Source organism: Stenotrophomonas sp. YJH_SMC_12-1, assembly GCF_059370935.1.
The window spans coordinates 53,602-78,936 of sequence record NZ_JCAFUD010000003.1; the positions used below are offsets into that span (position 1 = coordinate 53,602).

23 protein-coding genes are annotated in these 25,335 nt (G+C 64.2%); 11 read left to right on the forward strand and 12 right to left on the reverse strand.

What is annotated here, in order from left to right:
• Positions 1 to 79: 79 nt before the first annotated feature.
• A complete protein-coding gene (gene hglS, locus AC5P8Y_RS06435) occupies positions 80 to 1,444 on the forward strand; it encodes a 2-oxoadipate dioxygenase/decarboxylase HglS (protein WP_049418543.1) in 1,365 nt (454 codons plus the stop codon).
• 118 nt (positions 1,445 to 1,562) lie between these two features.
• Here hglS and scpC read toward each other — a convergent pair whose 3' ends face one another.
• Positions 1,563 to 3,077, reverse strand: coding sequence for a succinyl-CoA:acetate CoA-transferase ScpC (gene scpC / locus AC5P8Y_RS06440; protein WP_495201865.1), 1,515 nt, complete (start codon positions 3,075 to 3,077; stop codon positions 1,563 to 1,565).
• A gap of 421 nt (positions 3,078 to 3,498) precedes the next feature.
• Between scpC and glnE the strand changes: the two genes are divergently transcribed.
• Positions 3,499 to 6,294, forward strand: coding sequence for a bifunctional [glutamate--ammonia ligase]-adenylyl-L-tyrosine phosphorylase/[glutamate--ammonia-ligase] adenylyltransferase (gene glnE / locus AC5P8Y_RS06445; protein WP_111108535.1), 2,796 nt, complete (start codon positions 3,499 to 3,501; stop codon positions 6,292 to 6,294).
• Between the two features lie 354 nt (positions 6,295 to 6,648).
• On the opposite strand, the gene AC5P8Y_RS06450 is transcribed toward glnE, so the two are convergent.
• The 6 genes from AC5P8Y_RS06450 to AC5P8Y_RS06475 all read right to left on the reverse strand — a co-directional run bounded on the left by AC5P8Y_RS06450 (position 6,649) and on the right by AC5P8Y_RS06475 (position 10,587).
• Positions 6,649 to 7,209: a queuosine precursor transporter gene (locus AC5P8Y_RS06450; protein ID WP_049403715.1), complete on the reverse strand. Its 561-nt coding sequence runs from the start codon at positions 7,207 to 7,209 to the stop codon at positions 6,649 to 6,651.
• 75 nt (positions 7,210 to 7,284) lie between these two features.
• A complete protein-coding gene (locus AC5P8Y_RS06455) occupies positions 7,285 to 7,797 on the reverse strand; it encodes a hypothetical protein (protein ID WP_111108534.1) in 513 nt (170 codons plus the stop codon).
• Positions 7,798 to 7,829: 32 nt separating this feature from the next.
• Positions 7,830 to 8,324 (reverse strand): hypothetical protein, encoded by a 495-nt coding sequence (locus AC5P8Y_RS06460; protein WP_005407832.1) that lies wholly within the window; start codon positions 8,322 to 8,324, stop codon positions 7,830 to 7,832.
• A 19-nt stretch (positions 8,325 to 8,343) separates the two neighbouring features.
• Positions 8,344 to 9,195, reverse strand: coding sequence for a DUF2145 domain-containing protein (locus AC5P8Y_RS06465; RefSeq protein ID WP_033833661.1), 852 nt, complete (start codon positions 9,193 to 9,195; stop codon positions 8,344 to 8,346).
• 48 nt (positions 9,196 to 9,243) lie between these two features.
• Positions 9,244 to 9,474, reverse strand: a complete 231-nt coding sequence (locus AC5P8Y_RS06470) for a hypothetical protein (protein ID WP_010484194.1) — start codon at positions 9,472 to 9,474, stop codon at positions 9,244 to 9,246.
• A gap of 153 nt (positions 9,475 to 9,627) precedes the next feature.
• On the reverse strand, positions 9,628 to 10,587 hold the full coding sequence (locus AC5P8Y_RS06475; RefSeq protein WP_033833662.1) for a mitochondrial fission ELM1 family protein: 960 nt from the start codon (positions 10,585 to 10,587) through the stop codon (positions 9,628 to 9,630).
• Between the two features lie 126 nt (positions 10,588 to 10,713).
• On the opposite strand from AC5P8Y_RS06475, the gene AC5P8Y_RS06480 reads away from it, so the two are divergent.
• Both AC5P8Y_RS06480 and AC5P8Y_RS06485 read left to right on the forward strand, forming a co-directional pair.
• Entirely contained in the window at positions 10,714 to 11,304 is a 591-nt protein-coding gene (locus tag AC5P8Y_RS06480) for a malonic semialdehyde reductase (RefSeq protein WP_005407836.1), read from the forward strand.
• Positions 11,305 to 11,390: 86 nt separating this feature from the next.
• Positions 11,391 to 12,098: a YceI family protein gene (locus AC5P8Y_RS06485; RefSeq protein WP_005407837.1), complete on the forward strand. Its 708-nt coding sequence runs from the start codon at positions 11,391 to 11,393 to the stop codon at positions 12,096 to 12,098.
• Between the two features lie 199 nt (positions 12,099 to 12,297).
• Here the strand turns inward: AC5P8Y_RS06485 and AC5P8Y_RS06490 are convergent, their stop codons facing one another.
• Entirely contained in the window at positions 12,298 to 12,699 is a 402-nt protein-coding gene (locus AC5P8Y_RS06490) for a hypothetical protein (protein ID WP_049433443.1), read from the reverse strand.
• Between the two features lie 206 nt (positions 12,700 to 12,905).
• On the opposite strand from AC5P8Y_RS06490, the gene AC5P8Y_RS06495 reads away from it, so the two are divergent.
• Positions 12,906 to 13,739 carry a hypothetical protein gene (locus tag AC5P8Y_RS06495; RefSeq protein ID WP_111108533.1) on the forward strand — a complete coding sequence of 278 codons (834 nt, stop codon included), beginning with the start codon at positions 12,906 to 12,908 and terminating at the stop codon, positions 13,737 to 13,739.
• A gap of 254 nt (positions 13,740 to 13,993) precedes the next feature.
• On the opposite strand, the gene AC5P8Y_RS06500 is transcribed toward AC5P8Y_RS06495, so the two are convergent.
• Both AC5P8Y_RS06500 and AC5P8Y_RS06505 read right to left on the reverse strand, forming a co-directional pair.
• Positions 13,994 to 14,791: a siderophore-interacting protein gene (locus AC5P8Y_RS06500; RefSeq protein WP_111108532.1), complete on the reverse strand. Its 798-nt coding sequence runs from the start codon at positions 14,789 to 14,791 to the stop codon at positions 13,994 to 13,996.
• Positions 14,792 to 14,850: 59 nt separating this feature from the next.
• Positions 14,851 to 15,411: a PadR family transcriptional regulator gene (locus AC5P8Y_RS06505; RefSeq protein WP_111108531.1), complete on the reverse strand. Its 561-nt coding sequence runs from the start codon at positions 15,409 to 15,411 to the stop codon at positions 14,851 to 14,853.
• 568 nt (positions 15,412 to 15,979) lie between these two features.
• Here AC5P8Y_RS06505 and aceE point away from each other — a divergent pair.
• The 4 genes from aceE (at position 15,980) to AC5P8Y_RS06525 (ending at position 22,254) form a co-directional block, all read left to right on the forward strand.
• Positions 15,980 to 18,667, forward strand: coding sequence for a pyruvate dehydrogenase (acetyl-transferring), homodimeric type (aceE, locus tag AC5P8Y_RS06510; protein ID WP_076739825.1), 2,688 nt, complete (start codon positions 15,980 to 15,982; stop codon positions 18,665 to 18,667).
• An 81-nt stretch (positions 18,668 to 18,748) separates the two neighbouring features.
• The gene (locus AC5P8Y_RS06515) at positions 18,749 to 19,336 is read left to right on the forward strand and encodes a hypothetical protein (protein WP_146257002.1); all 588 of its coding nucleotides are present in this window, start codon (positions 18,749 to 18,751) and stop codon (positions 19,334 to 19,336) included.
• Positions 19,337 to 19,339: 3 nt separating this feature from the next.
• Positions 19,340 to 20,728 (forward strand): hypothetical protein, encoded by a 1,389-nt coding sequence (locus tag AC5P8Y_RS06520; protein ID WP_146257001.1) that lies wholly within the window; start codon positions 19,340 to 19,342, stop codon positions 20,726 to 20,728.
• Between the two features lie 638 nt (positions 20,729 to 21,366).
• Positions 21,367 to 22,254, forward strand: coding sequence for an HNH endonuclease (locus AC5P8Y_RS06525; RefSeq protein WP_164227247.1), 888 nt, complete (start codon positions 21,367 to 21,369; stop codon positions 22,252 to 22,254).
• Positions 22,255 to 22,388: 134 nt separating this feature from the next.
• On the opposite strand, the gene AC5P8Y_RS06530 is transcribed toward AC5P8Y_RS06525, so the two are convergent.
• Together AC5P8Y_RS06530 and AC5P8Y_RS06535 are read right to left on the reverse strand one after the other, a co-directional pair.
• Positions 22,389 to 22,757: a hypothetical protein gene (locus AC5P8Y_RS06530; protein ID WP_071306540.1), complete on the reverse strand. Its 369-nt coding sequence runs from the start codon at positions 22,755 to 22,757 to the stop codon at positions 22,389 to 22,391.
• 486 nt (positions 22,758 to 23,243) lie between these two features.
• Positions 23,244 to 23,459, reverse strand: coding sequence for a hypothetical protein (locus AC5P8Y_RS06535; protein ID WP_111108528.1), 216 nt, complete (start codon positions 23,457 to 23,459; stop codon positions 23,244 to 23,246).
• A 231-nt stretch (positions 23,460 to 23,690) separates the two neighbouring features.
• Here AC5P8Y_RS06535 and AC5P8Y_RS06540 point away from each other — a divergent pair, with 231 nt between their 5' ends.
• Both AC5P8Y_RS06540 and AC5P8Y_RS06545 read left to right on the forward strand, forming a co-directional pair.
• Positions 23,691 to 24,329, forward strand: a complete 639-nt coding sequence (locus AC5P8Y_RS06540; protein WP_111108527.1) for an imm11 family protein — start codon at positions 23,691 to 23,693, stop codon at positions 24,327 to 24,329.
• Positions 24,330 to 24,692: 363 nt separating this feature from the next.
• Positions 24,693 to 25,325 (forward strand): DUF1629 domain-containing protein, encoded by a 633-nt coding sequence (locus AC5P8Y_RS06545; protein WP_111098388.1) that lies wholly within the window; start codon positions 24,693 to 24,695, stop codon positions 25,323 to 25,325.
• Positions 25,326 to 25,335 lie beyond the last annotated feature (10 nt).

Genomic DNA, 25,335 nt, shown 5'->3' on the forward strand with positions numbered 1-25,335 from the left:
TCTGCATATCGCCGCCACCGCGCGCTCCGGCGACAATACGGGTCCGAGCTGTTCCCCCGTTCCCGTAATCGAGTGACTGATGAGCGCCTCTTTGGTTTCGCCTGATGTGATCCGCCGCCTGTTCGCACAGGCCATGTCCCGCATGTACCGCACCGAAGTGCCGCTGTACGGCACGCTGGTGGAACTGGTGGAGCGGATCAACGCGCAGGTGCTGGAGCAGGACCCGGCGCTGGCCGCGCAGCTGCAGCGCAACGACGAGCGCGCACGCCTGGATGAAGAGCGCCACGGCGCGATCCGCGTGGGCACCGTGCAGGAACTGGCCACGCTGCGCCGCCTGTTCGCCGTGATGGGCATGTACCCGGTCGGCTACTACGACCTGTCGGTCGCGGGCGTGCCGGTGCATTCCACCGCGTTCCGCCCGCTCACCGGCGCGGCGCTGGCGCAGAATCCGTTCCGCGTGTTCACCTCGCTGCTGCGCCTGGAGCTGATCGAAGACGAAGCGCTGCGTGCCGAATCGGCGAAGATCCTTGCGCGCCGCCGCATCTTCACCGACGGCGCGCTGGCACTGATCGACCAGGCCGAGCGTGACGGCGGCCTGTCGCAGGCCGATGCCGAACGCTTCGTCGACGAAGCGCTGGAAACCTTCCGCTGGCACGGCGATGCCACCGTCGACCTGCCGACCTACCACGCGCTGCACAACGCGCACCGCCTGGTGGCCGACGTGGTCAGTTTCCGTGGCCCGCACATCAATCACCTGACCCCGCGCACGCTGGACATCGACGCTGCGCAGGCGGCGATGATCGAACACGGCATGGCCGCCAAGGCGGTGATCGAAGGCCCGCCGCGCCGCGCCTGCCCGATCCTGCTGCGCCAGACCAGCTTCAAGGCATTGGAAGAGGCCGTGCATTTCCCGGGCGGCGAAGGCGGCGATGCCGGCACCCATACCGCGCGCTTCGGCGAGATCGAACAACGCGGCCTTGCGCTCACCCCGAAGGGCCGCGCGCTGTACGACCAGCTGTTGTCCCAGGCCCGCGATGCCGGTGGCGAAGGCAGCACCGGTGGCGACTACGGCCAACGCCTGCAGGCGGTGTTCGCCAGCTTCCCGGATGACCATGACACGCTGCGCCAGGAAGGACTGGGCTATTACCGCTACCAGCTGACCGACGCCGGCCGTGCCGCGCCCGAGCGCGTGGCGGATCTGCCGGCTGAAGTGCTGGTGGCCGCCGGCCTGGCCACGGCCGACCCGATCGTCTATGAGGATTTCCTGCCGGTCAGTGCCGCGGGCATCTTCCAGTCGAACCTGGGTGGTGAAGAACAGCGCGCCTATGCCGCACATGCCAACCGCGAGGCCTTCGAGCAGGCGCTGGGCGTGGCGGTGCATGACGAGTTCGAGATCTACGAGCGGCTGCAGGCCGAATCGCTGGCGAGCCTGCGCATCGCGTGAAGGTAGAGCCGGGCGCTGGCCGGCTGTTGGGGAAGCCGGCCAGCGGCCGGCTCTACCCGATTCCGTAGCTGGGGTCAGATCCCTTTCTGGCAGAAAAGGGCTCTGACCCCCAACGCAATCAGCCCTTCATCGTTCCGGTATCCAGCCAACGCTGGTGCCACGACAGCGCTTCCGGCAGCAGGTGCGGGGTGTGCTTGCCGTAGCTTTCGCGGCTGGCACGGTCGAAGTAATCCTGCAGCTGCGGACGGAAATCCGGATGCGCGCAGTTGTCGATCAGCACCTGCGCGCGCTTGCGCGGGGTCAGGCCACGCAGGTCGGCCAGGCCCTGTTCGGTGACGATCACCGACACGTCGTGCTCGGTGTGGTCGACATGGCTGGCCATCGGCACGATCGCCGAAATGGTGCCGTTCTTCGCGGTGGACGGGCTCAGGAACGCCGACAGGAAACCGTTGCGGGCGAAGTCGCCGGAACCGCCGATGCCGTTCATGATCCGCGTGCCCATCACGTGCGTCGAATTGACGTTGCCGTAGATGTCCACCTCGATCATGCCGTTCATGCCGATGCAGCCCAGGCGGCGCACCAGTTCCGGATGGTTGGAGATCTCCTGCGTGCGCATGATGATGCGCTCGCGGTAGAAATCGATGTTCTCCTTGAACGTCTCGTTGGCCTGCGGGCTCAGCGCGAAACCCGTGCACGAGGCATAGCTCAGCACGCCGTCGCGCAGCAGGTCGAGCATGCCGTCCTGGATCACTTCGGTGAACGCGGCCAGGTCGCGGAAACCGCTCTTGGCCAAGCCGGCCAGCACCGCGTTGGGAATGTTGCCCACGCCCGACTGCAGCGGCAACAGGTTCGGCGGCAGGCGGCCCTTCTTCACTTCGTGCTTGAGGAACTCGATCAGGTGCGAAGCGATCTGCTCGCTGGTCGCATCGATCGGGCTGAACGGGCTGTTGCGGTCCGGGCCGTTGGTGCGTACCACGGCCACGATCTTGTCCGGGTCGCAGCGCAGCGCGGTGTCGCCGATGCGGTCGTTGGCTTTCACCAGCGGAATCGGCTTGCGGTGCGGCGGCAGCGCGGTGCCGTAGTAGATGTCATGCATGCCGTCGACGCCGGCCGGCTGCCATTCGTTGACCTCGACGATCACCTTCTTCGCCAGGTCCAGCCAGGTCTTGTTGTTGCCGACCGAGGTGGAGGGCACCAGCGAGCCGTCTTCGCGGATGGCCGAGACTTCGATCACGGCGGTATCGATCTCGCCGTAGAAGCCGAACCACACGTGCTGGGCAACGTGGCTGAGGTGGATGTCGATGTAGTCCAGCTTGCCCTCGTTGATGCGGTTGCGCGCATCCGGGTCGCTCTGGAACGGCATGCGCATGGCGATGCCATCGGCCTTGGCCAGCGCGCCATCGAGTTCCGGCGCGGTGGAGGCGCCGGTCATCAGCTTGATCTGGAAAGGGTTGCCCTGGGCATGCACCGCTTCGATGCGGCGGGCCAGTTCGACGGGAACGGCCTTGGGATACCCGGAGCCGGTAAAGCCGCTCATGGCCACGGTTTCACCGGGCTGGATCAGCGCGGCTGCGGCCTCTGCGGAGACCACGCGGTCACGGAGACGCGCGTTGGCGATGCGATCAACAGACATGACGACACGTGTTGCTGGGGGGAATTCCGATTATCGGCCATCCTCATCCGTACGGGGGGTTCTACCTTCGTGGAATGGCTTTTCCCCGGGGGCTCACCCAAACCCGTCGGTTTTGTTTTGCAGTGCAGCGTGCAAAGTGCTTTCGCAGCCCGCACGATGGCCCTGCATCCCGACGTGGGGGAGGGAGCAGAGCCCGCTGGCAGTTCGCTGCAAGCGGGCTTTTTTATTGCCTGTCGCCCAGTATGAATACGCGGCCTGCATTGTTGGTAATGCCGGCCGCTGGCCGGCAGATCCGTTGACTTGGTAGTGCCGGCCGCTGGCCGGCAGATCCGATGATGCTGCCGAAGGTTACCGGGGTTGCCGGCCAGCGGCCGGCACTACCGGGTCCGTTGCGCCCCGACCGGGTCGATACAATCAGCCCATGACCCTCGCCCCCGCTGATCTGCCCGTCTCCCTGCAGCCTCTTGTCGACCGCGCCCTGGCGCGCCTGGCCCAGGTCCTGCCCGAGCCCGTGCCTGCCGAGCTGCTGCCGCTGCTGACCCGGCTGGCGGTGGCCAGCGACTTCGCGCTGGACACCCTGGTGCGGCAACCGGCGCTGCTGGCGCAGCTGGCCGCGCCCGGCTGCCCGCCGATCCCGGCCCCGGTGCTCGATCCGCTGCAGCCCAGCGACTGGCCGGCGCAGATCCGGCGCTGGCGTGCGGCGATGTCCACACGGCTGATCTGGCGCGACCTTGCCGGGCTGGACGACGTGGCGCAGACCCTGGCCGGTGCCACCACCCTGGCCGAAGACTGCCTGAGGCTGGCACTGGAGGCCCTGCAGCAGGAATTCGCCCAGCGCCATGGCGTCATCGCCGATGACCAAGGCACGCCGCAGCAGCTGGTCGTGTTCGGCCTCGGCAAGCTGGGCGGCGGCGAGCTCAACTTCAGTTCCGATATCGATCTGGTCTACGCCTATCCGCACGGCGGCGAATCCGATGGCCCGCGCGCGCTGGCCGCCGAAGAGTATTTCGCCCGCCTCGGCCAGCGCCTGGCCAAGCTGCTGGACGAAACCACGGTCGATGGCTTCAGCCACCGCGTCGACCTGCGCCTGCGCCCGTTCGGCAGCGCCGGCCGCGTCGCGCTGTCGTTCGCAGCGATGGACCAGTATTTCCAGCGCGAAGGCCGCGACTGGGAACGCTACGCGTGGCTGAAGGCGCGCGCGGTGGCCGGCGACATCGCCGCCGGTGAAGCGTGGCTGCAGACCCTGCGCCCGTTCGTGTACCGCCGCTACCTCGATTTCACCGCGCTCGATGGCCTGCGCGAAATGAAGGCGGCGATCACCGCCGAGGTCGCGCGCCGCGAGTTGCACGAGGACATCAAGCGTGGCGCCGGCGGCATCCGCGAAATCGAATTCCTGTGCCAGGCGTTGCAGCTGATCCGCGGTGGCCGTGAACCGGCACTGCGCGAGCGCCGCCTGCTGGTGGCGCTGGATGCACTGGTCGCCGCCGGACAGATCGCGGCCGAGGATGGCGCCGCGCTGCGCGAGGCTTACCTGTTCCTGCGCCGGCTGGAGAACCGACTGCAGATGCTGCGCGACGCGCAGACCCACGTACTGCCCAGCGACGCGCTGGACCGCGAACGCATCGCCGTCGGCCTCGGCTATGCGGACTGGAACGTGCTGCGCGCGGCGTTGGCCGAACAGCAGCAGCGGGTCAGTACTGAATTCGCCGCGCTGCTGGCGCCGCGCAAGGGCCAGGCCGCGCCCGACGCGCTGGCCAACTACTGGCGCAGCCTGCCCGAAGGCAGCAACGCACCACTGCTGGCCGAAGCCGGTTTCCTCGATGCCAACGGCGCCGACCAGTCGCTGCGCGATTTCGCCCAGGGCACCGGCGTGAAGTCCTTGTCCGATGCGGCGCGTGCGCGGCTGGATCGCGTGCTGCCGGCACTGCTGCATGCGGCCACGCGCTCGCCACAACCCGACGCCGCGCTCAAGCGTGTGCTTGGCCTGCTGCAGGCGGTGCTGCGCCGGACCAGCTATCTCGCGCTGCTGGACGAGCAGCCCAGTGCGCTGGCGCGGCTGGTGGATGTGCTGGCGCGCAGCGCGCTGCTGGCCGAGCGCCTGGCGGCGTATCCGCTGCTGTTGGACGAACTGCTGGACGTACGCGTGTCCGGTCCGATGCCGGATGCCGCCGGCATGCTGGCCGAGTGCCAGCAGGTGCTGGCGGTGGAGGATCCCGAATCCGCGCTGCGCTGGCTCAACGAGACGCGGCTGGCGCTCAGCTTCCGCATGGCGATGGCCACGCTGGATGGCCGCCAGGGCGCGGTGGACAGCACCCGGCAACTGGCTGAACTGGCGCAGGCGGTGGTGGTCACCGTGCTGGCGATGGCCGAAGCGGACATGCACGCCGCACACGGCGGAATTCCCGGCGGACGTTTCGCGATCATCGGCTACGGCAGCCTGGGTGGGCTTGAACTGGGCTTCGGTTCCGATCTGGACCTGGTATTCCTGCATGACAACCCGGCCGGCGTGGATGCCAGTGATGGCGCCCGCCCGCTGGAGCCGGGCCGCTGGTATGCACGCCTGGCGCAGAAGGTGATGGCGTTGCTTGGCGCAGTCACGGCTGCCGGGCGCCTGTACGACATCGACGTGCGCCTGCGCCCGGATGGTGGCAAGGGTTCGCTGGTGTCTTCGCTGGCCAGTTACACCGAATACCAGCGCGAACGCGCATGGACTTGGGAACACCAGGCGCTGGTGCGCGCACGCGGCGTGGCCGGCGATGCCAGCCTGCTGGCCGACTTTGAGCAGGTGCGTGCACAGACGCTTGGGCGTGAGCGCGACATGGGTGTGCTGTATGCCGACGTGCTGAAGATGCGCGGCCGCATGCGCACCGAGCTGGACCGCAGCGATGCCGCACGGCTGGACCTGAAGCAGGGTGCTGGCGGCGTGGTGGACCTGGAGTTCCTGCTGCAGACCGGCGTGCTGGCACGCAGTGCGCAGCATGCGGCGCTGCTGCAGCCTCGCGATACGCCGTCGTTGATCGATGCGCTGGCGGTTGTCGGTTTCCTGCCGGATGCCACCGCGCAGGCACTGCACGGGGCACATGCCACGCTGCTGGACGTGGGCCTGGCCTGCACGCTGGATCGGCGCCCGCGGTTGGCGCCGACCACGCCTGCGATTGAAGAGGCGTGTGCCGCGATTACGGCAGCGTGCAGAGCCGCGGAGTTGCCGTTCGCCTGAGCGGCAGCGATGGTTGGGCAATGGCCTGCTTCTGGTGGGTGCCAACCTTGGTTGGCACAACCCATCAGCGTTCATGACCCCGGCAACAGCGTGCCAACCAAGGTTGGCGCCTACCAGAGCTATGGCCTAGCGATGACCTGCTGTTGGTGGGTGCCAACCTTGGTTGGCACAACCCATCAGCGTTCATGACCCCGGCAACAGCGTGCCAACCAAGGTTGGCACCTACCAGAGCTATGGCCTGGCTATGACCTGCTGTTGGTGGGTGCCAACCTTGGTTGGCACAACCCGTCAGCGTTCATGCCCCCCCGGCAACAGCGTGCCAACCAAGGTCGGCAACTACCAGAGCATGTGCGGTCAGCTGGTGGCCCGCAGCGGCGCCATCTTCCACAACAACGCGCGGAACGGGGCCAGCAGGCAGACGCCGATCGCCAGCTTCACCGCCAGGTCGCCCGCTGCCCAGCTCACCCACGGCAGGGCGGAACCGGCAAACGCGATCGACCAGAAAATGGTGGTATCCACCGTCGCGCTGCAGGTGGTGGCCACCATCGGTGCGCGCCACCAGCTGCCACGACGCAGGCGGTCGAACACGGTGATGTCCAGCAGCTGCGCCACGATGAAGGCCGAGCACGAGGCAATGGCGATGCGCGGCGTGGCCACCCACACCGACAACACCACCGCCACCAGGAAGCCGATCCATGCCACGCGGCGCGCCGGGCCCGGGCCGAAGCGGCGGTTGATCAGGTTGCTGACCAGGAACGCGACCGGATAGCTGAAGGCACCCCAGGTCAGCCAATCGTTGATCGGGTACTGCACCAGTACGTTGGACAGCAGCACCACTGCGCCCATCGCCAGTACCGCCAGCACCAGGGCGCGGGCGGTCAGCGGGGCAAACACAGGGGCAGGACGCACGGACATGGCGAGCCAGGGGGACAAAGGGGATCGCCCATTATCCGCCCGGCCCGCGGCAAAGCCAAAACCGGTCGTTCAGCTTTACAGCGCTTCGCTCATCACGTCGCCAGCGGCGTAGGCGGTGGGCACGTAAGCCAGTGCCTGGCCCTGCGCGCTTTTCACGGTCCAGCCGGCACCGGCTTCGGTGGGGTCGAAGTGCACCTGCTGGCCGACCACGAAGCCTGCCGCCTGGTCTTCGTGCACGTGCGCCGGCCAGCGCAGGGTGGCGGTCTGGTCGGCCTTGTCCGGCACCTGCAGCTGTACCTGGCGCTCGCCCTCCGGCGTGGTCTCCACCTTCTTCACCTCCATCGGTGGCAGCGGCACTGCCTTGGTGCGCGTGGCCCGGCCGTTGCGTTCGCTGGCCTTGAACGGCGCCTTGGACAGTTCTGACAAGCCCATCGAGGCCGCCAGTGGCAACGACAGCACCACGAACGACATCACGATCACGCTGGCCTCGCTGCTGTTCAACTGCGGCGCGGCGCCAGCATGGACAGTGGGCGCCAGCAGCGCCGAGAGCAGCAGGGCGGACGCGGGAATGCGCAGGCAACGGAACATGGAGACCTCCTGGTCAACGTGGGGGCGGCGGCTCAGCGCCGGGTATCGAAAATGTCGCGCGGGCCGGTGGCCTCGGGCAGGTATTCCAGCGGGCGGCCCTGGTTGTCCTTCACCTGCCAGCCCTGGTCGGTGCCGGTCGGCTCGAAGTTCACGGTCTGCCCCACGGTGAACTGCACGGCGGGATCGCCGGGGCGCTTCGGCCACTGCATCGACGCGGTGTTCTGCGGGTTGTTGGCATCGCGCAGCAGCACTTCGCGGCGGCCGTCGACGGTGGTGGCGATGGCGCTCACCTGCATCTGCGGCAGCTTCACCGATGCGCCGTGGCCGGGCGGCAGCCCGGCATCCCGGGCTTCCTTGGCAGCGGCGGCGCGCGCGGAAGCCACCAGGGGCGCGGACATTTCCAGGCTCGGCCCCTGCGGGCCCGGGTCCTGCAGGATGATGATGCGGCGTTCGGCATGGGCGGTGTTCGCGCCGAGCAGGCCGGCAATGATCACCATCGACATCAGGGAAACAGGCAGCGGACGCATGTCGTTCTCCTCGCGGGATTCAGGGCGTGGCGGCAGCAGCACCGGCCACCGGCACATGGGGGATCACCAGTTCCTGCTGCAGCTGGCTGCGCTGGTGCAGGAAGTCGAATACCGATTCCACTGTCACCACCGAATAGTTGCCGGAAATGCGTTCGCCGGCGGGGTGGTCGGTGGTGGTGGCGTTTGCAATGAACAGGCGTGCACCCACGCGCTTGCCCAGGCCGATATGCAGCACGCTGGGCTGGTACTTCTGCTGGCGCAGCCACTGCTGTGCCTGTTCGCGCTTGACGATGGCCGGTGCACCGTCGGCCTGTGCCATCGCTGCCGCCAGCACCTCCAGTACCCACTGGTTGGAGTTCTGGTAGTCGGTGGCGAACGGGTAGGCGACCACGTTGTACCTGGTCTCGTGCAGCGCCTTGGGCTGGATCGACGGCGACACCAGCATCGCCTTCAATGCAGCACGCAGCGGCGCCGACGGCACGCCGATGCGCAGGTCGGTATGGCCTCCGCTCTCGCCGACGAAGTTGCCCAGGCCCTCGTGGTACAGCTGCGAGCTGTCGGTCTTGCAGCGGTTGAGCAGGTGCATCGCGCGCCAGCGGCCATCGTCCTCGCGCAGCAGGAAGGCCAGGTGGCTGTGTCGCAGGCCATAGCGGCTCAGATCCTGGCCACCGCGTGCGGCGACCACCACGTCCACATCGGGCAGCGCATCCAGGCGCTCGGCGGTGGTCCAGGCCACGTCCAGCATCGCCGCCTGCGACGCCACGCTCGGGTAGCGCTCGCGGCACTCGGTGCTGTTGGCCCAGGCCGGTGCAGTCGCCAACAGGCTGGCGATCAGCAGCGCGGCGCGGGGCAGGCGGGAGAAACGATCCATGTCGATACCTTCAACGGCGGGCAGGCCCGCGCGCCGATCATACGCCGCTCAGCGCAGCGGGCGGTCCACGCCCTTGCGCTTGAGTTCCCTGTCGCAGGCATCGCTGATCGGCGCGATCGGCAGCGGCGGGCGCTCGCCAGTCTTCGGATCGCGCAAGGCCGGTTGTTCGCGATACGCGTCCAGCTGCTGCTGGCACTGGTAGGAAATCGGGTCCAGTTCGGTGGGCGCGGTGGAGCAGGCAGCGAGCAGGGTCAGGGGCAGCAGGAGCAGGGTGCGCATGAAGACGTTCAGCGTGATGGGGGACGCTGGACTCTAACCGCACAGTCGGATCGAAATGTTCAGAAAACGCTGCGCACCCGGTAGTGCCGGCCGCTGGCCGGCAACGTCAGGATCTTCGGTAGCGCGTAGAGCATTGCCGGCCAGCGGCCGGCACTACCCCAATGCCAAACGCTGTTTCACTTCCGCCGCCACCCGCGCGGTCTCGCGCAGTGGTTCGATGCGGTCGTAGTGCCAGTCCAGCCAATGCGCCTGCAGCCGCCCGCGCTCGCGCAGCTGCTGCTGGAAGCGTGCCAGCCGGCCCTGCGCGGTCTCGGCCAGCGCCACCATCACCGGCATGCGCGTGGCGCAGGCTTCAGACAGCAGGTTCACCGAATCGGGCGAGACCACCACGCGGTTGGCCCAGCCGAGCAGGCCGCCATAAGGATTCGTACCATCGCCGCCGTCGCCCCAGATCACATGCGGCAGGTCGGCGAACGTCGCGCGCAGGATCTCGGCCAGGGCGGGCGGAGTGCGTCGCGAGGTGGTCGCCAGCAGGCTGCCGCCTTCGCTGCGGATCTGCCTGGCCAGCGCCTGGAACACGCCCACCATCGCCGTTTCATCCCACGGCGCCAGCGGCGTCGGTCCACCGACAAGCAACGCGGTGCGCGGGCCGGGCAAGGTACTGAAGCCGGCGAACGCGGCGCGGCCCCAGGCCAGCCAGTCGTCGTCCACCGGGTTGAGGCTGCCGAGCAGGGTCAGCACGTTGCTGCCACGCAGGGCATCGTGTTCGGGCACCACCACCACATCCCAGTGGCGTGCGCCGATGCGCGGGTCGAGGATCTGCACCACCTGGCTGCCACGTGCGCGCAGCACGCGCAGTGCGCCGGCGGCCTGGCGGCCACAGCCGATCGCCAGCGCCGGGGCCTCGGCGGCCAGTGTCGCGAAGGCCTCGCCGTAGCCATTCACATCACCCGGCAGCCGCCGCGGCGACAGCCAGCGCCAGGGTGCGCGGGGCTGCAGGACCAGCGGTCGGTGGGTGCCCTGGCGCAGCGCCGAGGCCAGCGCGACCGCCTGGCGGACATTGCCCGCACGGCCGTCAGTGACCGTCCATGGCGCGCTCGATCGTTTCACCATTGGCATTAATTCGTTTCAGCCCTGCTGGGTGTTGCAACAGTCGCGACACTCTACACTGCGGCTCGTCGTTTCGCCCCGCGCCGCCCGCGGGCACTGACTTCCCTTAGCCGCCCTGGAGATCCACCGATGTCCCACGCGCTCGACGCTGCTGCCCTCGACCAGCTGTTCCGTACTGCCCGCACCCAGAACGCCTTCCTCGACAAGCCGGTCCCGGCCAGCCTGCTGCAGGAACTGTACGACCTGGTGAAGTGGGGCCCGACCGCCGCCAACACCACGCCGGCCCGCTTCGTCTTCGTCACCTCGAAGGAAGCCAAGGCCAAGCTGGCCCCGGCCCTGTCCGAAGGCAACCACGACAAGACCATGGCCGCTCCGGTCACCGCCATCATCGGCTTCGACCTGGACTTCCACGAGAAGCTGCCGTACCTGTTCCCGCACACCGATGCCAAGGCCTGGTTCGACGGCCCGCAGGAAGGCCGCCACGAAGCCGCCCTCCGCAACGGCAGCCTGCAGGGCGCCTACCTGATCCTGGCCGCGCGCGCGCTGGGCCTGGATGCCGGCCCGATGTCCGGCTTCGACCCGGCCAAGGTCGACGAAGCCTTCTTCGCCGGCACTTCGATCAAGTCGAATTTCCTGGTCAACCTGGGTTACGGTGACCCGGCGGGCCTGTTCCCGCGTCTGCCGCGCCTGTCGTTCGACGAAGCGGCGCGCATCGCGTAAGTCGTTGTATCGGTTTCGGGCCTGCTGTCCCGTGGCAGGCTCTTGCTGCACCGTGTACCCACCCTACGATCCGGAGAGTTCCTCAGATGAGCGCCACCCGTAAACTGCTGCTGCCGCTGGCCCTGACCCTGGCCATCGCCGCCTGCTCCAAGCCGGCCGACACCGCTGCCCCGGCCGCCGATGCCGCCGCCCCGGCCACCACCGAGCAGGCCGCCACCCCGGCCGCCGATGCCGCCGCTGCAGCGCCGGCCGCCGAAGCGATCAAGATCGCCTCGGGCACCTACAAGCTGGACCCGACCCACACCGACGTGCTGGCCCAGTGGAGCCACTTCGGCTTCTCCAACCCGAGCGCGCACTTCGGCAACGTCGAAGGCACCCTGGTGTACAACGCCGAAGACGTGACCAAGTCCACCGTGGAAGTGAAGCTGCCGCTGAGCGGCCTGAACAGCTTCACCGCCAAGTTCGACGAGCACCTGAAGAGCGCCGACTTCTTCGACGCCGCCAAGTTCGCCGATGCCACCTTCAAGAGCACCAAGGTGGAAGCCGCTGGCACCAACAAGCTGACCGTCACCGGTGACCTGACCATCAAGGGCATCACCAAGCCGGTCACCCTGGACGTCACCGTCAACGGCGGCGGCGAGCACCCGATGGCCAAGGTTCCGGCCGCCGGCTTCGATGCCACCACCACCCTGAAGCGCAGCGATTTCGGCGTCGGCGCGTATGCCCCGAACGTCAGCGATGAAGTGAAGATCCGCATCACCACCGAAGCCACCGGCGAAAAGCCGGCGGCTTGATGCACCCCGCTCACTCGTCGTGAGAAGGCAGAAGGCCCGCTGAAAAGCGGGCCTTCTTTCTGGGTGCCGGTAGAGCCGGCCGCTGGCCGGCTGCATGCGGGGTGCCCGATGCTGATGGGGTTGCCGGCCAGCGGCCGGCACTACCCGGTAGACGCCAACCTGCATCTGGTGGGTGCGGACCGTTGGTCCGCACGATCCCTCAGCGCAATGCGCCCAACCATGCCACGCACGCTTCGCTCGGGCTCTGCTTGGCCTTCACTGCCAGCCCGCTCACGCGCACGAAGGTCTGTGCGGCCTGCGCCACCACCTGGCGTGCGATCAGCGCCGCCTGCTTGGTCGCGGCCTGCTGCTTGCGCAGCTGCACGATGTGCACCGACGGCCGGCCCACCGGCGCGTACTTCTGGTCGCGGCGCAGTACATCGGCCACCTGCGCCACTTCGAATTCGGCCTGCAGGTAGCGGTGCTGTGCCTCCACCAGCTCACGCAGCGGCGTGCGCAGTGCGGCGGTGTCGGCGAAGGCGGCCAGTGCCGCATCGCAGGCGGCGTCATCGGCAAAGCGGGTACGCAGCGCATCCACGCTGGCCAGGGTCGGTTTGGCCATGTGGGCCTCGTTGCTGCAGGAAAGGAGCGCGATTGTCGCATTGCCAGCTCGGTAGTGCCGGCCGCTGGCCGGCAATTGCATGGGAGTGTGCGGACCAACGGTCCGCACCCACCAGTCGATGGCGGTCCGCACCCACCGACGGCGGCGCAGCCGAGCGTGGGCTCGGTTCTACAATGGCTGCGGTATCACCCACGGAAGGAAGACCCATGCAGGACGCGCAGTACTGGTTGAACGAATTCTGGTCGGGCCTGAGCGTGCTCGATCTGGTGGGCGGCAGCGTGCTCGGTACGCTGCTCGGCCTGGTGCTGGGCATCGCCGGCTGGCGCTGGCTGCATCACCGTGGTTGGTTGCAGCGGCGCAAGCGCTGGCATCACTGGCTGCTGGCCAGCTACGTGGTGCTGCTGCCGCTGGCCACTGCCTTCTTCGGCCTGCAGCTGGGTTTCACTGCCGGTGCGCACCGCGCGCTGTTCAAGCAGCTCGATCATTTCCAGCCGCACCTGCAGACCCTGGTGGAAGGCTGGAGCGAAGGTTTTACCGATTCGCTGGACGACCCGCGCATGCGCGAGGCACTGCGCAGCCAGGGCACGGTGGGCGACGTCGCCGACACCATCGCCTCGGCCTACCTCAGCGAGCATCCGCTGCCCGGCCTGGACCGTCTTGGCAACGGCCCGTTGGCACGTGGTACCGGCTGGGTGATCGGCAGGGTGCGCGAGGGCCTGCTGCGCAGCATGGTGGAAGACACGCTGGTGGACAGGGCCGGTACCCTCGGCCTGGAACCCAAGGTGGTGCGTGAAGCGCTGACCATGCACGTCGATGAGCTGCTGCACACCCGTGGTGTGCTGCGGCTGGTGAAGGCGCAGATCAACGGCATGATGCCCGGCGTGTACTTCGGGCTGCTGTTGCCGTTGTTGATCATCGCGCTGCTGGTGGCGCTGGAGATCTGGGCCGCGCAGCGGTTCGGGTGGGCGCAGCAGGTGGTGCCCCGCGTGGTAGTGCCGGCCGCTGGCCGGCAGTTGCAGGTTCCTGCCGGGGGTTCATGAGGTTGCCGGCCAGCGGCCGGCACTACCTGTCGGAGGGCGTGCGGATGCTGGCGCTGGAGATCTAGGCCGCGCAGCTGTTTGGGTGGATGCGGCAGGCGGTACCCCGCGTGGTAGTGCCGGCCGCTGGCCGGCAATTGCGGGTTCCTGCCGAAGGTTCATGAGGTTGCCGGCCAGCGGCCGGCACTACCTGTTGCAGGGCGTGCGGACCAACGGGCCGCACCTACCAGGCAGGGGCCGCACCCACCGTCTTTGGATCAACCGCCGTCGGTTTCGTCCGGGTGCGCCTTCCAGTAGCCGGTCGAGCGGATCCAGTCGCGCGGTACGCCCAGGTGGCCTTCGATGAATTTGCGCATCATCCGTGCGCGGCGCGATTCGGTGGCGATCCAGTAGAAGACATCGCCGTCCGGGGCCTCGAAGTCGGTCAGCATGTCTTCCAGCAGCGTGCTGCTGGCCGCCGGGAAGCCATTGCGCTCCAGCCAGTGGATGCGCACGTTCTCGTACTGCGGCAGGTCCTGGCGTTCGGCCTCATCGCTCACTTCAATGAAGGCCTGCACCTCGGCAGCGTCCGGCAGCACGTCCAGCCAGCGGGCGATGGCCGGCAGCGCGGTTTCATCGCCAATCAGCACATAGGCATCAAAGCTGTCGGCCACCACGAACGAACCGCGCGGGCCACCGATTACCAGCACGTCGCCCGGCTGCGCGCGCTCGGCCCACGGCCCGGCAATACCCTGGTCGTGCAGCACGAAGTCGATGGCCAGCTCGCCGGTTTCGTGGTCCCACCAGCGCGGGGTGTAGTCGCGGGCGGGCGAGGGCTCCTTGCCATCCGGGTAGCTGCGGCCTTCGGCGGTCAGCACCGGCAGCACCATCTCGCCCGCAGCGTTGGGGAAGAACAGCTTGATGTGGTCGTCGGCGCCGGGCGAATCGAAGCCGGCCAGGTCCTCGCCACCCAGCACGATGCGGCGCATGTGCGGGGTGACCTCTTCAGTGCGCAGCACGGTCAGTTCACGGAAGCGCACATCCAGGCGCAGGCGCGTGTTGTTGTGTTCGGTCATGGGGGTTACCTGTAAAGGTGTCGCGCGGGGCGCGCGGCGTAGGGGAGACCTGGCTGGCGTCAGTCTGGCTGGGTCGTTGAAATCGGTGGTTGCTCGCTACCGACCGTACCGTTGAGCAGGGCCGAGGCCCGCGTCAGCAGCGCCGCCACTTCGTCCGCCTCGCCCTCGGCCCAGCGGCCGTGGTGATGCACCAGCGCCCGCTTGAACTCGCGCAGGGCAGTGGCCAGCGGCGGCGGCAGCGAGGCCTTGGTGATCTCGCGGGCACGGTCGAAGGCACGCCGCTGCGCCAGGCGTACCTGGGTGCGCTGCACCTTCAGCTCGAACTCGCCGGCGGCGGTGATGCGGAAGATCCGCTTGCCATCCACTTCCTCGGCCTCGATCCAGCCGGCCTGCTCGAAGCTGGCCAGCAGCGGGTACATGGTGCCGGCGCTGGGCGTGTAGGCCTGCATGAACTGGTTGCTGATCAGCTGCATCAGCTCGTAACCATGGCGCGGCTGCTCGCCGATCAGGGCCAGCACCAGCAGGCGCAGGTCGCCGCGGCTGAGCACCCGCGGCTGGCCGTTGCGGCGCGGCACTTCCGGATTGGTGGAACGGGCTCTGGGAGAAGCGGTGCGGCTCATTTCGATATATCGGTAAACGAGTGTGCAAACGATATATCGATATATCGAAGACGACAATCACCGATCCGGCCACAAGCGGATCAGTTTTGGGCCACGGCCAGCCCCGCGCACGGCAAAAGGGGCGCCCCTTGCGAGGCGCCCCGGGCAACACTGTGGAAGGGAGCGAGGCAGGGCCAGACGGCGGACCGAAGCGGGCGAGGCCAACACTCGAGGCCTACCCTGAGGGCAGGGTGGGGGCCAATCCAGAGGCAGGTGCGACACGTTGTCGCCGGTTCAGCGCCAGCACGCGCAGCCGATACAGGTGGGCATGGCGCTGCCCTACAACCGTCATCGGCAGCGGTAACACTGCGTCCTGCACATGGGCGCAGCGGCCCGCAAGCGACAGCCCGCGCAGCCACCAAGGCCCGCCGCAGGGCCTTCAGCGGGCCCGGCAAGCCCCTTGCGGACACTGGCCGGTTGCATCCATACGCCTGCGTAGCCAAGTGACGAAAGCCCTTGGTGCGCTACACTTTGCGGTCTAGAAATCTATACAACAGTCGCGCGCGTGCGTGCGGTTATGGGAGCGCTAATGAACTGGTTGAACGAGGTGCTGAACAACGACCCGAATCCTGTGGAAACCCAGGAGTGGATCGAGTCGTTGAAGGCCGTTATTGATGTCGAGGGCTCCGAGCGCGCGCATCAGCTGCTGGAAGGCATGGTGGAACTGACCCGTCGTTCGGGCGCCTACCTGCCGTTCTCTCCCACCACCGAATACGTCAATACCATCGAACCGCAGTTCGAGGCCAAGAGCCCGGGCAACGCCGAGCTGGAATGGCGCATCCGTTCGATCATCCGCTGGAACGCGATGGCCACCGTGGTGCGCGCAAACCGCAAGCCGGGTGACCTGGGCGGCCACATCGCCTCGTTCGCCTCCGGCGCCACCCTGTACGACGTGGGCTTCAACCACTTCTGGCGCGCCCCGAGCGAAAACCACCCGGGCGACCTGCTGTTCATCCAGGGCCACAGCGCCCCGGGCATCTACGCGCGTTCCTTCCTGGAAGGCCGCATCAGCGAAGAGCAGCTGGACAAGTTCCGCATGGAAGTGGACGGCGGTGGCCTGTCCTCGTACCCGCACCCGTGGCTGATGCCGGACTACTGGCAGACCCCGACCGTGTCGATGGGCCTGGGCCCGCTGGCCGCCATCTACCAGGCGCAGTTCATGCGCTACCTGGAAAACCGTGGCCTGATCGAGAAGTCCGACCGCAAGGTGTGGTGCTTCATCGGCGACGGCGAGAGCGACGAGCCGGAAACCCTGGGTGCCATCGCCCTGGCCGGCCGTGAAGGCCTGGACAACCTGATCTTCGTGGTGAACTGCAACCTGCAGCGCCTGGATGGCCCGGTGCGCGGCAACGGCAAGATCATCCAGGAACTGGAAGGCGTGTTCCGTGGCGGCGGCTGGAACGTGATCAAGCTGCTGTGGGGCGGTTACTGGGATGCCCTGCTGGCCAAGGACACCAATGGCGTCCTGAAGAAGCTGATGATGGAAACCGTCGACGGCGAATACCAGAACTGCAAGGCCTTCGGCGGCGCGTATACCCGCGAGCATTTCTTCGGCAAGTACCCGGAAACCGCTGCGATGGTCGCCGGCCTGAGCGACGACGACATCTGGCGCCTGAACCGTGGTGGCCACGACCCGCACAAGGTGTACGCCGCCTACCACCAGGCCGTGAACACCAAGGGCATGCCGACCGTCATCCTGGCCAAGACCGTGAAGGGTTACGGCATGGGCAGCGCCGGTGAGGCACTGAACCCGACCCACCAGACCAAGAAGCTGGACGACGAAGCGGTGCGCCACTTCCGCGACCGCTTCAACATTCCGGTGACCGACGCGCAGCTGGCCGACGGCCAGGTGCCGTTCTACCACCCGGGCCCGGATTCGCCGGAAGTGCAGTACCTGCAGGAACGCCGTGCCGCGCTGGGCGGTTACCTGCCGCAGCGCCGCCGCAAGGCCGACAAGACCTTCGTGGCGCCGAAGCTGGAGGCCTACGAGCGCCTGCTGAAGAGCAGCGGCGAGCGCAGCTACTCCACCACCATGGCCTTCGTGCAGAGCCTGAACATCACCCTGCGTGACAAGGAACTGGGCCCGCACATCGTGCCGATCGTGGCCGACGAAGCCCGTACCTTCGGTATGGAAGGCCTGTTCCGCCAGATCGGCATCTACGCGCCGTTCGGCCAGAAGTACAAGCCGGTCGATGCCGACCAGCTGATGTTCTACCGCGAAGACCAGAGCGGCCAGGTGCTGCAGCAGGGCATCAGCGAGCCGGGTGCGATCAGCTCGTGGATGGCCGCTGGTACCAGCTACTCGGTCAGCAACGTGCCGATGCTGCCGTTCTACATCTACTACTCGATGTTCGGCTTCCAGCGCGTGGGCGACATCGCCTGGCAGGCCGCCGACATGCGTACCCGCGGCTTCCTGCTGGGTGGCACCGCCGGCCGCACCACGCTGAACGGTGAAGGCCTGCAGCATGAAGATGGCTTCAGCCATCTGGTGGCCGGTGGCATCCCGAACGTGCGCAGCTACGACCCGACCTTCGGCTTCGAAGTGACCGTGGTGCTGCAGCACGGCACCAAGCGCATGATGGAAGACCAGGTGGACGAGTACTACTACGTCACCCTGATGAACGAGAACTACACCCACCCGGAAATGCCGGAAGGCGCGGCCGAAGGCATCGTCAAGGGCATGTACCTGCTGACCGATGCCGGCAAGCCGAAGAAGGGCGAGCTGCGCGTGCAGCTGCTGGGTTCGGGCACCATCCTGCGCGAAGCCATTGCCGCGGCCGAGCTGCTGGACAAGGACTTCGGCGTGACCGCCGACATCTGGAGCTGCCCGAGCTTCAACGAACTGCGTCGCGATGGTTTCGACGTGGAACGTGCCAACCGCCTGCATCCGGAAGGTGAGCAGCGCAAGGCCTACGTGACCGAGCTGCTGGAAGGCCGCCAGGGCCCGGCGATTGCCGCCACCGACTACGTGCGTGCGTATGCGGATCAGATCCGCGCATTCGTGCCGATGTCTTATACGGTGCTGGGTACCGATGGTTTCGGCCGTTCGGATACGCGTGCGAACCTGCGTCGGTTCTTTGAGGTGGATCGCTACTACATCGCGCATGCCGCGATTGCGGCGCTGGCAAAGGAAGGGAAGATGACCGCGAAGGATGTGGCCCGGGCGATCAAGCAGTACAAGATTGACCCGGAGAAGGCTAATCCTGTTGGGGTTTGATTTTTTAATTAGATGAAATATAAAAGGGCGACCAGAGATGGTCGCCCTTTTTCTATACGCCGGACTGCCTGAGGTTGCTGCATGGATGATCGAACATATGCGTGGAATTATTTCTCAATACATGCAGCACAGCGAATGGCGGTTTTTCAGTTCTATATCACACTCGTTACCGCCATTTTTGGCGGGGGGGTTCTTATTGCCGGGAGTGCTGAAAATAGAAAGTGGTCTGTATTTCTATTTATTCTAGTCCCGTTACTCTCTTTTGTATTTGAACGGCTGGACAGGCGGACTTCCCAGATGATTAAGAAGGCCGAGGCCGCGCTGATGGAGCTGGAAGGTAATGGTGGGGGCTCGGCATGTGCAATATTCACGAAAGATCATGCATTTCAAAGTTCCGAGAAGGGTGGGATTTCGTATAGTCAGAGCTTCAGAATTGTATTCTATGCAGCCGCTATTCTCGGTCTGGCCGCTGCTCTGGTTGCGGTCTTGCACGGTGGAACTTCGAAAGAGAAGGAGCTGTCGAAAGTCTCGCCGCACCTGAATTCGATAAGCGCGTGTGAGTATACGCCGACTCCCGCTTTGCCCCGATGTACGAGCGGTGTTTCTGAGTATGGGCTGTGCCTATACTACTATTCTGACCTTCCAATCATCCAGAGGGACATGAGGTGATGTGTGGATAAGACGGAGTTGCAAGAAACCTACGCGGTTTTTAATGCTAGTGGGGATGGTATTGAATCTTTGCTGTGGGGGAATGAGCACGAATTCGTTTGTGAGAGAGTGCTTAATATTCCGAGTGATCCGCTATCCAAGGTGCAGCTGAACCAGTTGCTTGGATACAAACGAGAGATGGCGGTCTCAGATGAGTTCTTCAAGTTCTACTGGTGCAATGGGGGGCGTTCTCCATACGTAGTATCTAACGTTCCCAATTATAGCGAGTCGTATGCCGCTCATGATGATATTAGGAGCGTGGAGCAGCTTTTTCATGGGCTATATAGAATATTCATGGATGGCCTGCTTCTTTGCGGTAACGTGCGGGCGTACTTTCGAAGCAGCTGTTCACTTGGATTGGAGGCGATTGAGGCGAGATTGAAGCCTTTGTTCTTCGATACGAATGCCATTAAAGCGCGCGGGCCCGCGCTCGAAATGCGCGGAATCTCCAAGGACGATAGATACTTGATATCGGAGATGGCATGTAAATCATATGGTGACATGCCGGAGAATGGGGAGCTTCTGAATTACATGCGTGAGGCGTGGGGAGCCCATGCGAAACGGAGCGGTGGTTCGATTTCCATCACCCAACTTCTTGGTGACGAGAAGGAGCCAAGGCAGCAGATGTTTATTTTTTCGGCTGACGATATATTAAGTCATGACGTCAGCTCGGAAGACGAGCTTGTTGAGAACTATAATAAAGTTGCCGCGAAATTCAAGAAAGCTAGAGAGGCGGCTCTTCAGAATACAAAGCACTATCTTTCGCTTGTTAATGATCTGGATGTCTATGTTGCCACGAGTATGCGGACTAGGCAGGACTTTAGGCAGATGGCGGAAAAGTGTGAATCGATATTCGGTGATCAAGCAGTCGCGGATCTGCATCTTCGATATTTCGATCCCACCATGAGTGCGGCTGAGGGCCATCAAGACAAGGGCTTGATTGAATGTCTTATGGTTAGATGTTCTAAGGTGTTAATATACTGTGCGGGTGAAAAGGAAAGTTACGGTAAGGATGCTGAGGCTGCAATGGCCCTTAGTCTTGGAAAGAATGTTATCTTTCTCTGTGATAACGAGACGAGGAATAACTTTTACAAGGAGGTTCATCCTCTTTCAAGGCTAATAAATTTCTCAACCGGTGTTGCAGTTGGTGCGATCGTTACTACATCAGTTACTGACGTTGCTTTGCTTTTGGATAGAATATTCGAGAATGAGATGAAATACGAGCTGCGCCAGCACGAGTCCCGTAAGGGATATCTCCAGCTCGTAGAGTCTCAAACTGAGTCTATTATAAGAATTCAGACGGACGATAAAATGCTGTCGGAAGCATTTTGGAATCACTATAAGAGGCTTTAGTCTAAATATTTACCCCAGGAGAGCTCTATTTCCTAACAGGAGCTCTTCTTGCTTTGGCATGGATGCTCCTGCCGATCACTGTATAGTTGGTTTTTTCCCTGGCTATGGGCGTACGCAAGTAGCAATGAAGCGTACGCCAGGCTGGTGGCCCCTTGGATTGCTACCCGACCATCTTGAGACTTATATAGGTAAGGACGGCGAACGAGCGACCTTGCTCTGTAATAGCTGCGTTAGATCGAGCTTAGTGGTCCACCTGGGTGATTAAATCTTCGCCGCAGGCCCTGAAAAGCCCGGGGATCGATAATATGTAGATAGTAATAGCGGAACAGCAGAGCTCCGCCCCCCCCCAAAGTGACACTAAGCGAGCGCGCAACGAGATCGCCGATGCGCAGTCGATGAGAATCGCGCTGGTACCTCGCCAGCAAGTATATGAGAGTGACTCGCCAGTGCTCGGAACTCCTGCGCCACTGTCAGATCAGCCGGTGCTCGGCTAGCGAGCATACGGGTCGACACGTGCATATGCTGGGCTGCCTTGAGAGTGTGCTGATTACGACATCGAAAGGTACTATCCCGTCTCGGAGGCCAATAGGCCGCATCAATTAGATGAGACAGGGGAAGCGAGGATGGCGTACTGGTGGGTGAACCAGAAGCAGACGTTTGATCGGGCTGTTAAGGCAGGCTACTTGTGGTCGCCGAAGACCAATGTAGAAGGGAAGACGAATCCCTTCTATGAGCACATGACTCAGGTGCGTCCGGGTGATGTGGTCTTTGCATTTGCCAACACTCGAATCAAGGCTGTCGCAATCGTCAATGGCGCGCACTATGCGAAAGATCGCCCTGATGACTTCAAGAAGACGGACAACGAGTGGCGCAGGGACGGCTGGGCCGTTCCGGTTGACTATCACCTGGTGGAATCGCCGCTAAAGGTGAGCGAGCATATGGCGAAGATTCGGCCGCGTCTTCCGATGAAGTACTCGCCGCTGAAGCCGGATGGCAAGGCTAACCAGGCCTACCTGTTCCCAGTGCCGCCGGAAATGGCTACTGAGCTTTTGTCGCTGCTCAACGTTGACGTTGATGACCTGAGCGCTTGGCAAGACGAGGTGCGAGTCAAGGAGATCAAGGAAGACAAAAATATTGGCGAGACAGTGAAGGCCCAGCTGATCAATGCCAGAGTGGGACAGGGAATCTACCGTAAGAACGTGAGCGACATCGAAAAGGTCTGCCGCGTTACCGGCACGAGTGAGCCCAAGTTTCTCGTCGCTAGCCACATTAAGCCCTGGGCGAAGAGCACCAACTCTGAGCGCCTTGATGGAAGCAATGGGCTGATGTTGGCGCCCCATATCGATCGGCTATTCGACCGTGGATACATCTCTTTTGAAGATGACGGCCGGCTAATTCTGAGCAAGCAGTTGCCGGAGGCAGTGCGCTTGAGGTGGGATGTGGTGCAGAAGATTCCGAGCGTTCCGTTCTCGGCGGCGCAGGTCTCGTACCTGAATTACCATCGGGCCGTACTGCTGCGTAAGTAGGAAATAATCACCGGAGGTAGGCATCTCCGAATCGGGGATGCCTTGTGGAATCCGCAAGGGCGCTTCCAACCGACGTCAGCCGATAGCACGTGGACGACCAGCAGCTACGTGACACACGGCCAGATCCAACTGGGCTATTCCCGCACGTGCAACCGCTCAGCCACCTGCGCAGTCAACGCCACACACGCCATCTTCAACCCTTCCATCACCCGATCCCCCAGGTACTCCTCGGGCGCGCCGTTCTGCCGAGTCCGCTCAGCAGCGAGCATCAACTCCGCCACCACGCGCAAGCCGGCCAACGCGCAATCCGCATCCGCCAGTTGAAGGCAACGCCCAGGCAGTTGATGCCGCTCCGGCCAAGGCTGGCCGTCCGCAGCCGCACCAGTGCCGATGCGATGCAACGTGGCGACGAAGGCGTTGGGATCGATGGACCGTTCGCGGTCGGGTTCGGCGTTGTCCGGATCGTACTGCGCGTGCAGGGAACGGAAGTCCGATGTGTTCATGGCAATGCTCCGTACAGGACAGACAGCAGCGCCACCGATAAAAGTGGCGGACGATGCGAGGCTCGAAAACCGGTCAACAACCAATCCGGCGGGTCCGAAGACCCCCACGCACCGCCCGCCATGGACCGCGAACGGATTGCCAGCCGGCGTCACACGAACGTGACGCCGGCTGACAAGCGCAAACACATGGTTGTTGACCGGGTTTTCGACGCCCGTGCCACCCTGTGTGAGGTGGCATGCCAAGGTGTACTCGCATGGCTGCGAGATGCCAAGAAACCGTAGGCCGCAGAGGCCGCAAATGCTGACGCTTACGGCATTGTTGCATGGCGCACGCGCGACATAACCCTTGCGGTGCAGTGGTTTCGGCCGTTGTTAAGCTACCGCCCGAATGCGCTTCAAAAAGTACGGTTTGCAGCCGTGTAGGATCCCAAAAGCGACACCTAGCCCGCCGAGCTGACACGCGCGGCGTGCCGATTGCGACACAGCTTAACTTTGCACCCCTAAGCCCGACCGAGGCCACAGCGCATCGTCGCGCTCCAGGTCGTAGTCGCTTCCGAACGCCAGCGCCGCCTCGCGTGGCGGCAGGTCTGCGTAGCAGCCCAGCAGGTACTCATCCATGCCGGCATCGCTATGGTCGATGGCGAACAGGTGTAGGAGCTCCTTGTCGAAGGTTTCCAGCCATGTAGGTTCGATCCTGGTCACAGTCGTCCTCCAGAGGGGGAGCTGAGTTTGGCCGCGGTAGATCTCACAGGATGGGAGAGGAGCTCGGCAATCATTTGATTTCGTTCTGGTCCGATTGCCGGCCCGTGCAAGTCAGGGTAGAAATGGGCTGCGGCTTGTTCGGGTGAACATTCACCGATCGCCTTCACATGATCGGGAATGGATGGAGACCTTCGCTCCGCCGTCGGAGCGACAATGACATGGAGGCAACGCATGGATTCGGTTTCAACCCGCCATCCTCGAAAAGGGGAGTTCTTTCTCCTTGAGCCAGGGGCGATAAGCGGCCCTGCCTGCGGGGTCGTCTTCGAGAATCTGGATCGCCTGCTGTCTCTCCCTCGCATGATCTTGCTGCCGGAGGATGGCGGCGTCCCCTCGCTTCGCGAGGCGCCGCGCCTGGTACTTAAACTGAGCGAAGGACCGCCGCCTCGGGGTCTGGAGTCGGGGTTCAGCGGCTACTGGCTGGTCTCTGAGCGGCTGCATGACGTGATGATCTCCGTGGATCCTCACGCCTTCACCTTTGCGGAAGCCGACTATCGCCTGGAAGACGGTAGCCGGGGTGATCGCCACTTCCTGTGCACCGTGGTTCAGGTCGTTGACGCGTTGGACGAAGGTGCGTCCAAGCTCTTCATCGACACCACCGAGGAATTCATCAACGGGAAGTTCTACGACTTGGGCGGCGGTGCGAGTGTGACGTTCGACCGGGAGAGGCTGGGGCAGGCTCACGTCTTCAGGACTCCATTCTCCGGCTCTGTGTTCTGTGACCGCGTGTTTAGGGACGCAGTGGCTGCAGCCGGTATAGAGACTGACAGCGATGCCGACGGCGTGTGGTTGACGGATGCCGCGGATATATAGGGTGTAGCCCATGCCGGCAGAGAATTCATGAGTGGCTGGCCTTCACATAACTGACAGTCGATGCCTTCCCGAAACCCGGCTATGTCTCTACGTTGGAGTGCAAACATCTGGAAGATAGGAAAAAGCATGGAACCGTCGAAGCCACCCCATGCTGTTCCTGGCGAGTACTTCCTCCTGGTGCCTGATACCACGCGTCGGAGAAAAGCAGCAGTGCGCTATGCCGGCCCAGTGCGCGGTTGGCTTTCCGGAGGGGGCTTCGGGCTGTGAGCGCGCGGGCATGACTCGAAGAGGGCATGGAAGGTTGGCGCCCTCTGATAAGCTCTTGGCACGCTTATTTAGATTGATTCTGAGGTGAGACAAGCAATGACTTCGAATCTCCCAAAGAAGGGCGAGTTCTTCGAGTTGCGCCCAGATGCCCGACGGCGCGGCAAAGGGCATGGCGTCGTTTTTGAGAACGAGTCTTCCTTGAAGACCCCTCCAAATTTCCTCTTGCGTCCCGATCAGGGGGGCTTCCCGCCTCTGCGCGAGACCCCGCGCCTGGTGTATTACCCAAGCGAAGGGTGGCCACCGGAGGATCTTGAAGCTGGGATGAGCGGCTATTGGCTCGTTTCCGGGCGTCTCCGGGAGGTGATGGCGGCCGTGGACCCAGGAGCTTTTGCGTTCAGGGAGACTGACTATCGACTCGCTGATGGAGCAATGGGTGGCCCTTATTTCCTTTGCGATGTCATCAGAACCATTGATGCCTTGGATGAGGCAGCATCCCAGCTGAAGATCATCGTGAGTGACGACTATGAAGAGGGGAAATACTACGATCTGACTGGCGACGTCCGCTTGGCGTTCAAGCGGGAGGTCATCGGCGATGCTCACGTATTCCGGCTCCCTTACTACGAAGGTGTCTTCTGCGACCGCACTTTCAAGGAGGCGGTCGAAGCCGCGGGACTGATCGCCAGCGGTACGTCCAACGGTCTGTGGTTCTATGACGCGGTGAACTGCTGAGACCAGGCGA